6 protein-coding genes are annotated in these 14,279 nt (G+C 68.2%); 4 read left to right on the top strand and 2 right to left on the bottom strand.

Annotated elements, in window-relative coordinates; genetic code table 11:
- The first annotated feature begins 88 nt into the window (after positions 1–88).
- The 3 genes from ACFTQE_RS01015 to glgP all read left to right on the top strand — a co-directional run bounded on the left by ACFTQE_RS01015 (position 89) and on the right by glgP (position 10,259).
- Entirely contained in the window at positions 89–6,847 is a 6,759-nt protein-coding gene (locus tag ACFTQE_RS01015) for a PA14 domain-containing protein (RefSeq protein ID WP_376923361.1), read from the top strand.
- Between the two features lie 44 nt (positions 6,848–6,891).
- Positions 6,892–7,329: a hypothetical protein gene (locus ACFTQE_RS01010; RefSeq protein WP_376923319.1), complete on the top strand. Its 438-nt coding sequence runs from the start codon at positions 6,892–6,894 to the stop codon at positions 7,327–7,329.
- A gap of 365 nt (positions 7,330–7,694) precedes the next feature.
- A complete protein-coding gene (glgP, locus tag ACFTQE_RS01005; protein WP_376923318.1) occupies positions 7,695–10,259 on the top strand; it encodes an alpha-glucan family phosphorylase in 2,565 nt (854 codons plus the stop codon).
- Between the two features lie 102 nt (positions 10,260–10,361).
- Here glgP and ybaK read toward each other — a convergent pair whose 3' ends face one another.
- The gene (ybaK, locus tag ACFTQE_RS01000) at positions 10,362–10,859 is read right to left on the bottom strand and encodes a Cys-tRNA(Pro) deacylase (RefSeq protein WP_376923317.1); all 498 of its coding nucleotides are present in this window, start codon (positions 10,857–10,859) and stop codon (positions 10,362–10,364) included.
- A complete protein-coding gene (gene glgX / locus ACFTQE_RS00995) occupies positions 10,859–12,934 on the bottom strand; it encodes a glycogen debranching protein GlgX (protein ID WP_376923316.1) in 2,076 nt (691 codons plus the stop codon). The genes ybaK and glgX overlap by 1 nt, the downstream gene beginning before the upstream one ends.
- Positions 12,935–13,023: 89 nt before the next feature.
- Here glgX and ACFTQE_RS00990 point away from each other — a divergent pair, with 89 nt between their 5' ends.
- Positions 13,024–14,262, top strand: coding sequence for a cysteine desulfurase family protein (locus ACFTQE_RS00990; protein WP_376923315.1), 1,239 nt, complete (start codon positions 13,024–13,026; stop codon positions 14,260–14,262).
- Positions 14,263–14,279 lie beyond the last annotated feature (17 nt).

Genomic DNA, 14,279 nt, shown 5'->3' with positions numbered 1-14,279 from the left:
TATGACGTCCCGAATCACCCCCGTTAGAGTCACGTTCACCGCGTGCGAGTTCCTCCCGTGGACGGTTCAACGGTTGAGGAGTCGCGTGATGCGTCGACGGCGTGTGTGGGATGCAATTGTCGGTCTGGTCATCGCCTCAGTGCTGGTCGGCACGCTCGCGCAACCGGCTGTTGCAGACGAGGCCGTAGAGCCCGACTTGTTCGTCGGCTCGGAGCCGTTGCTTCCCGACGAGTCTCCGGACGCAGCCGTTCAGGAGGGTGAAGCTCCGGTGCCGGTCGACTTGAGCGATGAGCCCGATCCTGCCCCGACGGTGCCCGAACCTGCGCCAGCGGAGCTGGCTCCGGCAGAGCCGACGGACATGTTGGAAGAGTTCGACCCTGCTGGTGTGCAGGTGCTTGATCGTGAGGAGTTCTCCCAGACCTACAAGGGCCCTGATGGCACTCGTGTCACGGAGCTGTCGGATGAGCCCTTGAACGTTCGGGTTGATGGAAAATGGAAGCCGGTCGAGACGGACCTCGCGGGCCGTGGCCCGTTCGCCCTTCTCGGTCGTGGGGGCGCGGAGGTCGCCCAGCATCCGATGCAGCCGGTGTTCGCGGAGAATGCGTCTGAGGAATCGTTGGTGACGTTGACGCGAGGTGCGCACACGGTGTCGTTCTCGTTGGTCGGCGCCGCGTCGTCCCAGCTGACACGGGACCGGGAGCCGTGGTCGGACGAGAAAAACCGCCTCGAGTACCCAGAGGTGTTCCCGGATACCGACTTGGTGTACGAAGTCACACCGGGCGCGGTGAAGGAGCTGTTCGAGCTCGCAGCGGCTCCCGGGGCGAAGGGGAGGTCGTCGTGGCAGTGGCGGATTGAATCCGACGGGCTGACCCTCCGCGAGGACGAGAATGGCGACATCCTGTTCGAGGACGCGAAGGGCAAGCCTCAGCTGATCGTTCCGCGCCCGATCATGTGGGACTCGGCCGGGCTGTCTGGAAAGCAGGCGAATGAGCAGGGTGATGTCGAGGCCGAGGTGAAGCGCGACGGTGCTGCTTGGGTATTGACGTTGACGGCCGATCGGGCGTGGCTGAACAACGAGGACCGCGTGTACCCGGTCTCGGTCGATCCGTTGTCGTCGTTCGGGCCCCGAGAATCGTGGGCATACAAGTCGAACGGGGCCTTCAACCACAACTACGGCATCCAGGTCGGGAATACGAATCAGAGCGGCCTCTGGCGAACGGTCGCGTCGTACGACTACCAGCAGTTCTTCGGCAAGCAGATCATCGATGCTGAGATCGAGTTCTATGGGCAGTCCTCGGACTCGACGACGACGAACCGCACCGGTTACGCGTTCTGGGCGACGAATCTCAGCTTCGACTCAGTGGGTGAGTACCTGGGGCCGGCGAACTTCTGGAACGGCGGCGGTAACGTCACGCACGACGCACTGGCGAATCGAGTCGCACAATGGGTCCGGGATTGGCAACAGGGCGCATGTCTGATGTTCGCCGGCGAAGAGATCAACGACTTCACATACAAGCACTACCAATCGAAGATGTGGGTGTCGTGGAAGCCCTACCCGACGGTCGGTTCGATTGCGGCCCCGTCACCGGGCGATGGGTCGACGAACGCAAGTTTGACGCCGACGTTGAAGATCGCAGGCAGCACCACGCCCGAGAACAGTGTGCTGCACTACTTCTTCCGGGTCAGTGAGAACCCGAATCCCGAAGTCGCACCAGTTTGGGAATCGAACTGGATCCTCTCGGACACGGTGCAGGTTCCTGACGTGAAGTTGCAGCCGGGAAAGAAGTATTACTGGAAGGCGTACGTCAGAAACGGTACAGACGAGTATCTGTGGGGAACGCCGACTACCCGTGCGTCAGCAGTCTGGAGCTTCACGACGAACAACACCCCGGTGACCGCTCTATCTACGGCCTCACCGGTCGACGGTGGCATCGTGGTCACGACCGAGCCGACGCTGTCGGTCGCGCCGCCGGTCAACTCCGAGAATCGCCCGCTGAAGTACTGGTTCCGAGTCGCCACGGGTGCTGACTCGCGCACCGGCGGCGTGGTGAACTCGGGCTGGCTGGACACGCCGTCATGGACACCGCCTGCGGGTTCGCTGCAAGATGGCACGACGTACTCGTGGACGGTGCTCACGAAAGATGACTACTCCGAGTCGGTGACGCCTTGGGTCGGCAGGTTCAGTGTGAACAAGCGGTTGGGCTCCTCGGGGCCGTCGCCGATGGATGCAGCCGGGCCGGTATCGGTGAATCTCGCGTCCGGCAACGTCAGCATGAGCTTCTCCTCGCCGACGGTGTCGACTGTGGGCGGCCCGATGGGCGTTGCGTTCGTGTACAACTCGCAATACCCGTCCAACAAGGGTCTCAAAGGCGAGTATTTCGACGCGACCCCGAAGCCGGGTCAAACCCAATCGTGGGACTTCAACCAGGCCAAACGAGTCTTGGTTCGCACGGACAAGCAGATCTCGTTCCAATGGGGCACGGAGTCTCCTGGCGCGGGCGCACCGGCCGATAAGTTCATGGCCCGGTGGACGGGCTTCATCACCCCTGATGTAGCGGGCGAATACCTCTTCGGCTCGACGCAAGACGATGGCGTCGCCGTGACCGTGGGGGGCACGAAAGTCATCGACAAGTTCAATGGGTCGTCAGTGAATTCCGCGGTGACGTGGCCAGGCAGTGCGAAGACACTGCCAGCTGCCCCGGTGCCGTTCAAGGCCGAGTACTTCGAAGCCACCGGCCCCGCCTATGTCGAGGTCTGGGTGAAGAAGAAGAACGCGGATGGATCGTACGGGACAGCATCGACTGTGCCGCCGTCGTGGTTCACGAAGTCCGCAGAAGTCCTGCCCGACGGGTGGGCGTCATCGACGATCCTTGCAGGCGAGTCGGGGACGTACTCAAAGGTCCGGGTCGAGGAAGGATCGATCACCTTCACCGACCTGACCGGTGGCACCCACACCTACCTGAAGAACCTGGGCGGCGGTTACACGCCACCGCTCGGTGAAGCGGGTGTGGTCACAATCGGTGGCGACGGCCGTGTCACCCTCACGGATGGTGCGGGCGTTGTGCACGTGTTCCGTGCCGATGGTGGCATCGAATCGGCGACGAGCCCGCTGGACTTGAAGAAGCCGGCAGCGCCTGGCGTCGAGTATCACTCGACGGGAGCCAATGCAGGTCTGGTGAAACGGACCTTCGACCGCCTCTCGGCTTCCGGCCCGACCCGCGAGGTGAAGTTCTTTCACGGCGGTGACATGGAAGGGCTGGTCACCGCTTGCCCGCCTGCGGCTGGCAGCGCGGACGCGCCGGCAGGGCTGCTGTGTCGCATCGACTACCCCGATGGCACCACGACACGTCTCTACTACGACACGGATCGGCGCCTCATCGGCATCGTCGACCCGGGCGGGGAGGAAACGTCATTCTCGTACGACGAGAACCGTCGCCTGACCAGTGTGCGAGACCCGCTGCAGACCGACTGGCTCCGTGCCGACGCCTCCCGTGTGGCATCCGCCACGAACCGCACGTCGATCAGCTACGACTCGGAAGGCAAGGCCGTGAACGTGACGCTCGCGGCACCCGATGGAGTCACTCCCGGCCTGCAGCCCGCGCACACCTACACCTACGCAGGTGCCACGACCACTGTGGATGCGGCCGGTCAGGACGCTTGGGGTGCCCCTGCGACGGGGCATGCCCGAACGGTCACCTTCGATGCCGGGTGGCGGGCAACGTCCGACGCCTCACCGTCAGGACTCACCGCGTTCACCGAATGGAACGCCAAGGACCAGAACCTCTCGGCCACGGACCCCTTGGCACGCAAGACCACGACCATCTACGACCAGCAGAACCGCGTCACCGACACCTACGGGCCGGCCTCAGCCGATTGCTTCGGCGCTGACCGTCGCGCCCTCGGCAGCTGCGCGGAAGCGCCGGCGCACTCGTCGACACGGTACGACGAAGGCCTGCAGGGTCTGAACGCACAGTGGTACGACAACGCCTCGTTGAACGGAACGCCGAAGGCGTTCTCGCTCGGCATCCCGTCCATCCCAGACGGGAGGATTGACAAAGACTGGGCCGGGAGCAGTCCGATCGCCGGCATCCCGACCACGAACTGGTCCGTCCAATTCACCGGCACGATCACGTTCCCGACCGCGGGCGAGTACTCGTTCCAGACCTACTCCGATGACGGAGCCCAAGTGTGGATCGACGACAACCTCAAGGTCAATTACTGGCAGGCATCGAGTTGGGCCCCGTCCAACATCGGCACCGTCATTGCGCAGGCCGGGCAGGTCGCTCGAATCCGTGTCCACTACTTCCAGGCCACTGGTCCGTCAGCCCTTACGCTGACATGGAAGAAGCCTGCCGACGCAGCTTTCATCAAGGTGCCAGGCGAGGCCCTCAAGCCCGCATACAACCTCGCCACCTCGTCCACGAGCGACGACTCCGTGGCCGCAGGCGCACCGACCGATATTACGAACAGCAATGTGCCGTCGCTCACGACAGCAACGTCGTACGGCGCTGAACCCTGGCTCGGACTCGCCGAGACGTCCGCAGTCGACCCGGCGGGCCTGAACCTCCGCACGGTCACGAAGTACGAGACGGACTACAACCGACGCGTCTCCCGCATGCTGCCAGCCGGCGTCGCGGCCGGGGCGACCGTCGCCCAGGCCGGCACGAAGTACGACTACTACGGCGACGTGCAGACCCTCGGCAACGCGTGGAGCACCGCCGATCCGGTCTGCGGCGTGCCCGCGTCGACGCCGCAGTACGGAAACGTCAAGCAGGCGACCGCACCGCCCGCTGCGGGCGGGGCATCGGTAGTCACTCAGTTCGTGTACGACGTTATGGGCCGAAAGCTCGGTTCGAAGCGCTCCGGTGATGCGGCCTGGACGTGCACGAAGCTCGACGGCCGTGGCCGCACGATCGAGGTCACCTACCCCGCGTACGGAGACACCGCGGCACGTACTGCGTCGTTCACGCACGCGGTCGGCGGCGACCCGCTGACCGGCCGCGCCGAAGACCCCGCCGGCGCGATCACCACGACGGTCGACCTGTTGGGTCGTACCGTCAACTACACGGATGTCTGGGGCACGGTCACGGCGACTGGGTACAACCTCCTCGGCCAGGCGACGACCTCGACGGTGACCCCGCCGGGCGGCACAGCGACGGTCACCGAGCTCAGCTACAACACTGACGGGCAGGTCGAGACCGTGTCCGTCGACAGTGTCCTCCTCGCGGACCCGTCGTACACGACCGGGCAACTGACCGGCGTGGTCTACGCGAACGGCTCCTCACTGGCTGATCTGCAACGCAACCCTGCTGGCGCCCTCACAGCCATGTCGTGGTTGTTCCCGAACGGACAGCAGCCGGTGAAGGATGCGGTGTTCCGTTCGCAGTCCGGCCGGATCGTGGCGAACACCCTCACCGACGGGGCGAACCCCGGTCAGGACTCCCGGTACACCTTCGACGCCGCCGGTCGTCTGACGTCGGCGGTGATCCCAGGGCACACCCTGTCGTACGGGTTCGCCGCGACCGACGGCTGCGGCGTCAACTCGGGCGCGGGGCTGAACGGCAACCGCACGTCATCGATCGACCTGCCCGATGGTGGCAGCCCGGTGACGACGTCGTACTGCTACGACCAGACCGACCGCCTCACATCCACGGCCGTGTCCGGCACCCCGGCAGGCCCAGGCCTGTCACCGGTCGCCGCCGGCATCCTGGCCGCGCAGCTCGCGTACGACGCGCACGGCAACACGACGAACCTCGCCGATCAGACGCTGGGCTACGACGTGTCCGATCAGCACGTGAAGACGGCGCTGACGGATGGCATGGTGATCGTGTACCTGCGTGATGTGACGGGCCGGATCATCCAGCGCACCGAAACCCCTGCAGGGCAGAACCCGCAGACCTTGGTGGCCCGTTACGGGTTCACTGGCGGCGGTGACAGCCCGGCACTCCTTCTGGATGGCGCGAACGGGGTCGTGCAGTCCTTCGTCGGCCTGCCCGGCGGGGTGACGGTGTCGAAGACAGGGGCGGCACAGTCGTGGTCGTATCCGAACCTCCAAGGCAGCATCACGGTCACCGCCGACGCCGCGGGCGTCCGCAGCGCTGGGGTGTTCCGGTATGACCCGTTTGGTCAACCGATCGACCCGGTCACCGGGCAGATCGGTACCCCGACCGCGGATGACTCGGGACCGGACACCCTCGCTGGTGACGCGGACTGGGGCTGGCTCGGCCAGCACCGCAAGCTCACCGAACACGCCGGGTCGATCATGACGATCGAGATGGGGGCCCGCCAGTACGTGCCCGCACTCGGGCGGTTCCTCGAAGTCGACCCCGTCGAAGGCGGCGTCACCAACAACTACGACTACCCAGCCGACCCCATCAACGGGCTTGATCTCACGGGCACGAACTGGATGAGCGCGTTGACAGATTCTGCGCTTGGGCAAGCCGCGTTCCTTGCCTGCGGGTTCATTCCGGGGCCCATCGGTGCAGCCTGCGCGGCGGTCGAAACCGGGCTGTATCTGGCGCAAGGAAGATACGTCGAGGCCGGCGCTGCTGCGATCGGTATGCTCGGAGCGGGTGCCGCTGGTCAGGTCTTGAAGGTGACCGTTAAGGCGGTTGCGCGTGAAGCCGCGGTTTCGATTGCTTCGACCGCCGGTAGAAGGGTGGAGGTGCTCGCACGGCGGGAGTTGACGACACAGTACCTCCGCCGTACGAACACGATGAGGACGGCGATAGAGAACATGGTGGGGTTCGGCATCAGCTCAGCTGCGTCGAGCATCTTCACTCGCACGAGCACTGTCGTCTCACGCGCTTATGTGCAAGGGCGAGGTGGGCGGAGCATCGCATGGTAGCAGCGGGAAGAGTCCGGAGGAGCCGTGTTCGTGGCATAAGTGAAGTGGCACGAGCCGTTGGTCTCTTGCTGGCGTTGGGCTTCGGTGTAGCGATTGTGTTCGGCGTGGCAGCGACTGGGACTGTTGCGGTCGGTGCGTTCGCTGCCGCACTCCCGGCCGTACTGCTCGCGGTTCGTTCGATGATGCTCGGCGTTTGGATCCAGGGCACGGATCTCCTGATCGTGTCTTGGTTGAGGACCTACCGAATCGTCGATGAAGAAATTGCCGAGGTACTGATCGGTGACTACTCCGGCTATTTCAATCGATGGGCGGACGGAGATCTCATGAGCCGCCACGTCAGTGTGCTTGGCTTGGCAATCGGTCGCAATGATCGCCTGTTTCCGGCAACTGCGATGCGCAACTCGACAGCTCGCCGGAGGATTCCTGAAATCGAGGATGTGCTCCGGGTGGCAAGCCAGCATAGGCGGGATGCGCAGCGCTAGAGCGGGTCGCCGATTGGGTGGATAGGTCTCATCTGATGCCGCCGGTCGTCTGGGGTCGGCGGTCATCCCGAGGCATACCCTGTCGTACGGGTATCGCCGGAACAGGCGGCTGCGGCGCCCCGCCGGGATGTATCCAACGTCTGCCTATTGGAAGATCGCCGAACTCGCTCGCGACACTAACGTTGTGCGAAAAGTCGCGCCTCGGACAACGGCCATCTCTCAGAGTCATGACTGGAACCTGGCCGAGCCGGGTTTGGCAACTGCGAGCGCGGTCTACGGAGCATGGCGATCCAATCGCCGACATTCACATCGCGACGAGACTCGTCGTTCACGCAACCGACATCTGCGGCTCCTAGGGTGGAGCCGTGAAGCCGATTCGCAAGTTCACGGTCCGCGCGGTCATCCCTGCTGAGCTCGGCGCGCTCGAAGAGCTCGCCGCGAACCTCCGCTGGGCGTGGCACGAACCGACCCGCCGGCTGTTCCAGCACCTCGACCCAGAGCTCTGGCAGGCCTCCGATCGCGACCCGGTCGCGTTCCTCGGCGAGGTCGACCCGGCGAGGCTCGCCGAGTTGGCGGGCGATGCCGGCTACGTCGAGTGGGCCGAGCGCGAGCGAGCGGCGCTGCGCGAGTATCTCGCGGAACCTCGCTGGTACCAGTCGCTCAGTGCGGAGACCCCGCGCACCATCGCGTACTTCTCGCCCGAGTTCGGCATCACCGCCGCGCTGCCGCAGTACTCCGGCGGACTCGGCATCCTCGCGGGAGATCACCTGAAGGCGGCATCCGACCTCGGCGTGCCGATCGTCGGCGTCGGGCTCTTCTACAAGGCCGGGTACTTCTCGCAGTCGATCTCCTCCGACGGCTGGCAGCAGGAGCGCTACCCGGTGCTCGATCCCGATGGCCTGCCGCTCACGCTGCTGCGCGCACCCGATGGCGCCCCGGTGCAGGTGACGCTCGCGCTGCCCGACGACCGTTCGCTGCACGCGCGGGTCTGGAAGGCCGCGGTCGGCCGCGTTCCGCTGCTGCTGCTCGACACCGACATCCCGACGAACGGCGATGAGCTTCGCTCGGTGACCGACCGCCTGTACGGCGGCGGTGGCGAGCACCGACTGCTGCAGGAGCTCCTGCTCGGCATCGGCGGCGCCCGCGCCGTGCGCGCGTGGACCGAGCTGAGCGGATGCCCCGCGCCCGACGTCTTCCACATGAACGAGGGCCACGCCGGCTTCCTCGGCCTCGAGCGCATCGCGACCTACATCGGCGAGGGCCTCACGTTCGCCGCTGCACTGCAGCTCGTGCGTGCGGGCACCGTCTTCACGACCCACACGCCGGTGCCCGCCGGCATCGACCGCTTCGACCGTGCACTCGTCGAGCGGTACCTGTCGAGTTCGCTGCTGCCCGGCGTCGACCCGGCCGACGCGCTCGCCCTCGGGGTCGAGCCCGGCGCCGATCCCGCGACGGGTGCGTTCAACATGGCCGTCATGGGGCTGCGGCTCGCGCAGCACGCGAACGGCGTCTCGAAGCTGCACGGCGAGGTGAGCCGGCGCATGTTCGGCGACCTCTGGCCGGGCTTCGACGCCGAGGAGGTGCCGATCACCTCGATCACGAACGGCGTGCACGCGCCGACCTGGACCGACCCCGCCCTGCTCGGCCTCGCCGAGACGCGGCTCGGCACCGGCGACACCGAGCACGCCGAGTGGCGCAGCCCCGCGCTCACCGACGGCGAGTTCTGGACGGTCAAGCGCGCCATGCGCCAGCAGCTCGTCGATGACGCCCGGCGCCGGCTCGCGGCATCCTGGCGTGAACAGCACTCGGGCGCCGAGCCGCCGAAATGGGTGACGCAGGTGCTCGACCCCGACACCCTCACGATCGGGTTCGCCCGGCGCGTGCCCACCTACAAGCGGCTGACGCTGATGCTGCAGGATCCGGAGCGGCTGAAGGCGATCCTCACGAACCCCGAGCACCCGGTGCAGTTCGTCATCGCGGGCAAGTCGCACCCGGCCGACGACGAGGGCAAGCGGCTCATCCAGCAGCTCGTGCAGTTCACCCAGCAGCCCGAGCTGCGGGGGCGCATCGTCTTCCTGCCCGATTACGACATGGGCATGGCCGAGAAGCTCTACCCGGGCTGCGACGTGTGGCTCAACAATCCGCTGCGCCCGCTCGAGGCGTGCGGCACCTCGGGTATGAAGGCCGCCATGAACGGCGCCCTGAACCTCTCGATCCTCGACGGCTGGTGGGCGGAGTTCGCGGGCGACGACTTCGGCTGGGTGATCCCCTCCGCCGATGCAGCGGGTGACGCGGGGGAGCGCGACGCCCTCGAGGCAGCCGCCCTCTACGACCTGCTCGAGCACCGGGTCGCGCCGCGCTACTACGAGCGCGACGGCGACGGGGTGCCGGTCGAGTGGGTGCGCCGCGTGCGCGAGACCCTCGCCGGACTCGCCCCCGAGCTCGGCGCCGATCGCATGGTGCGCGAGTACGTCGAGCGTCTCTACCGGCCTGCGGCCGAGCACTTCGCGGTCGTCGCGGCCGAGAGTGCGCGGGGAGCCCGCGAGCTCTCGAGCTGGGGAGCGCGGGTGCGTGCGGCATGGCCGGGCGTGCACGTCGCGCACGTCGAGTCGGGCGGCATCGACGCGCCGCACGTCGGCGACGAACTCCAGCTGCGCGCCGTCGTGCGGCTCGGCGACCTCACTCCCGACGACGTACGGGTCGAGGTCGTCTACGGGCGCAGCCGTGCCGACGAGACGATCGACGCCGCCCAGCACGCCGAGCTCGAGGTCACGGATGCCGCGGCGCAGCTCTCCCCGGGCGAGCACCTCTACACGGGATCGCTCGTGCTCGACCGCGCGGGTGCGTTCGGCTACACGGTGCGCGTGGTGCCGCGGCATCCGCTGCTGCTGTCGACCGCCGAGCTCGGGCTCGTCGCCGTCGCCGACTGAGCGCTCCGAAAACAGGACTCAGAGACGCGAACACGTGTTCTGCGCCTGTATTCGTCGCAGGGTCGGCGGGTCGTCCTGTTCCCGTCGCCTCGCGGCCGAAGCTCAGCGGGTGCGGGCGATCGGGGCGTACCGGCCCGCGGTGACGGCGAGCAGGTCGTCGGGAGCGAGCTCGAGGTCCAGGCCGCGCCGCCCACCCGAGACGTAGATCGTCTCGTGGAGGATGGCCGACTCGTCGAGCACCGTCGGCAGCGCCGTCTTCTGGCCGATGGGGCTGATGCCGCCGACGACGTAGCCCGTCTTGCGCTCCGCGACGGCGGGGTCGGCCATCTCGGCGCGCTTGCCGCCGAGCGCGGCGGCGAGGGCCTTCAGGTCGAGCTGCATCGCCACCGGCACGATGCCCACGGCGAGTGCGCCGTCGACGCTCGCGAGCAGGGTCTTGAAGACACGGTCGGGGTCGAGGCCGAGCTTCTCGGCGGCCTCGAACCCGTAGGCCGCGGCGCGCGGGTCGTGGTCGTAGCCGAGTGCCGTGAAGACGATGCCGGCCCGGGTGAGGGCAACCGTCGCGGGCGTGCCCGCCGAGGCATCCGCTCGCTTGGCCATCAGGCTGCGCCCTCTGCACGGAACAGGCGCATCGACTGGGCGCCGACCGTGATGGTGGTGCCCGGTGCGAGCGGGGCGGCCGCAGACGCCGGTGCCTCATCGGCGGAGTCCCACATCGCGGTGTAGCCGGTCACGCCGTCGTGCGACGGCAGCACGATCCGGGCGTCGGACTCGTGCGCGTGCACGATGAGGAGGATGCGGTTCGGCGTCTCGGTCTCGGGCGTGGAGGCGGCGAGGAACTGGAGCGTGCGTTCGGCGGGGGAGTTCCAGTCGTCGATGCCCATGGTCTCGCCGTCGGCGTTGAACCAGTCCATCTGCGTGGCGCTCGGCACGGTCTCGCCGAGGCGGCCGAAGCGGCTGGGGCGGAGTGCCGGGTTCTCGGCGCGCAGCCGCATCAGGTGCCGCGCGGTCTCGAGCAGCTCGGGAGCGAATCGGGGGCGGTCGGCGGCGTCCCATGCGAGCCAGGTGAGCGGCGAGTCGTGGCAGTACGCGTTGTTGTTGCCGCGCTGGCTGCGGCCGAACTCGTCGCCCGCGGTGATCATCGGCACGCCGGCCGACAGCAGCAGCGTGCCGAGCAGGTTCCGGATGCTCCGGCGACGCGCCGCCCGCACGACCGGGTCGGCCGCCTCACCCTCGACGCCGTGGTTGTACGAGTTGTTGGAGTCGGTGCCGTCGCGGTTCTGCTCGCCGTTGCCCTGGTTGTGCTTGACGTCGTAGGCGGTGAGGTCGGCGAGCGTGAATCCGTCGTGCGCCGTGACGAAGTTCAGGCTCGCAAGGGGCCCGCGCTCGCCGGAGAAGGTGTTCGACGAGCCCGCAAGCCTCGTCGCGAATCGGCCGATTCCGCTGCCGGCCGAGCCCGTCTCGCGTTCGCGGCGCAGGTCGCCGAGCCAGAAGTCGCGCATGCGATCGCGGTAGCGGTCGTTCCACTCGGCGAAGCCGGTCGGGAAGTTGCCCGTCTGCCAGCCGTCGGGCCCGACGTCCCACGGCTCGGCGATGAGCTTCGACGCGCCGATCACGGGGTCGTCGAGCATGCCGCGCAGCAGCGGATGCTCGGGCGTGAACGCCTCGCGCTCGTCGCGGCCGAGCGTGACGGCGAGGTCGAGCCGGAACCCGTCGACCTGCAGCTCGTCGGCGAAGTAGCGCATCGAGTCGAGCACGAGCCGCTGCGGCGCCGCTGCGGCGAAGTCGAGGCTGTTGCCGCATCCCGTGGTGTCGACGTAGCGGCCGTGCGCGTCGTGCCGGTAGTACGCGGCGTTGTCGATGCCGCGGAACGAGGAGGTCGGCCCCTCGCGGCCCTCTTCGGCGGTGTGGTTGTAGACCACGTCGAGCACGACCTCGAGGCCCGCCTCGTGGAGGCGCCGCACCATGCCGGCGAACTCGCGCCGTACGGCGGCTGCGCCCTCGGCACGGGCGGCGGCGCTCGCGTACGGTGCGTGGGCGGCAAAGAAGGCGAGGGTGTTGTAGCCCCAGTAGTTGACCTTGCCCTGGCGCACGAGGCGCTGCTCCGACACGAAGGCGTGCACCGGCAGCAGCTCGACGGTCGTGATGCCGAGGTTCACGAGGTACTCGAGCGAGGCGTCGTGGGCGAGGCCGGCGTAGGTGCCGCGCAGCGGTTCGGGCACGGCGGGGTTCAGCTTCGAGAAGCCGCGCACGTGCGCCTCGTAGACCACGGTGCGGTCGAGCGGCACGCGGGGCTTCGCCGAGTCGCCCCATTCGAAGTCGGTCGCGGTGAGCGCGTCGAGGGCGACGCCGCGCCAGGATCCGTCGTCGGCGCGTGCGAGCCCGCGGGCATACGGGTCGAGCAGGGTGTGCACGGGGTTGAACGCGTGCTCGACACCCACGGGGCCGTCGACGCGCAGGCCGTAGTGCGCGCCGGGGCGGAGCTCTGCGGACTCGCCCTGCCACACGCCGTCGTCGCCCCGCACGAGCGGCGTGCGGGAGATCGCCCAGTCGAGGTCGTCGGCGTCGAACACCACGAGGTCGACGGATGTCGCGTGCTCCGACCACACCCTGGCGACGCCGCCGTCGGCACCCGCACGAACACCGAGGTCGTGCAGGGGATCGCGCTCAGGCATGCGATCTACAGTAGTTCGTGGAGGCGAGACGCCTGCAAGCGCGTGCACGCCCGTGTCGCGCACACACTCGGACACCACCCGGAGGTCACATGGTCTACCTCGACCACGCGGCGACCACGCCGATGCTGCCCGAGGCGATCGACGCGCTCACCGCCGCGCTCGCCGTGGTGGGCAACCCCTCGTCGATCCACAGCGCCGGCCAGCAGGCCAAGCGCCTGCTCGAGGAGTCCCGGGAGCGCATCGCGGCGACCCTCGGCGCCGACGGCATCGAGATCGTCTTCACGGGCAACGGCACCGAGGCCGTGAACCTCGCGATCAAGGGCCTCTGGTGGCAGCGGCGCACGAATGCGGCCACCGGTGCCGAGCGTCGCCGCATCCTCGTGCCGGCGGGGGAGCACCATGCCACGATCGACACCGTCGAGTGGCTCGTCGCGCATGAGGGCGCCGAGGTGGTCGAGCTGCCGCTCGACGAGGTCGGCCGGGTGCGCCTCGACGTGCTCGCCGACGAGCTCGAGCGGGGCGCTGCATCCGTCGCCCTCGTCACGATGCTCTGGGCCAACAACGAGGTCGGCACGATCGAGCCCGTCGAAGAGGTCGCGCGCCTGACGGCTCGGGCGGGCGTGCCGCTGCACGTCGACGCGGTCGCCGCCTACGGGCAGGTGCCGATCGACTTCCACGGCATCCGGCGCGCGACGGATGCCCCGCGCGGCGCCGGTCTCGTCGCCCTCAGCGTCTCGGCGCACAAGATCGGCGGACCGGCGGGCATCGGCGCGCTCGTGCTCGACCGGTCGGCCGCGGTCGAGCCGCTCATCCACGGCGGCGGGCAGCAGCGCAAGGTGCGGTCGGGAACGCAGGATGTCGCGGCTGCGGCGTCGTTCGCGGCGGCCGCCGACATCGTGGCGTCCCGACTCGACGCGGACACGGCACGCATGGCGGCGCTCCGCGACCGGGTGATCGCCGGCGTCGTCGGTGCGGTGCCCGAGGCACGGCTCTCGGGCGACGCGGGCCCCGGGGCATCCGTTCGGCTGCCCGGCAACGCCCACTTCTCGTTCCCCGGCTGCGAGGGCGACTCGCTCCTCTTCCTGCTCGACGCCGCGGGCGTCGCGGTCTCGACGGGCTCGGCGTGCCAGGCCGGGGTGCCGGAGCCGTCGCACGTGCTGATGGCGATGGGGCGCTCGGAGGCCGACGCGCGGGGCGCGCTCCGCATCACGATCGGGCACGCGTCGACCGACGCCGACGTCGACGCGTTCCTCGCGGCGCTGCCCGCCGCCCACACGCAGGCGGCCCGTGCAGGGCTCGCAGCCCGCGCCACCTCGTTCGACCGCTGATCGACGGTCGGTCGTGT

It is taken from the genome of Agromyces sp. NPDC056965, from assembly GCF_042673425.1.
Taxonomy (GTDB): Bacteria; Actinomycetota; Actinomycetes; order Actinomycetales; family Microbacteriaceae; genus Agromyces.
This window is presented reverse-complemented; position numbering and strand designations above follow the sequence as displayed.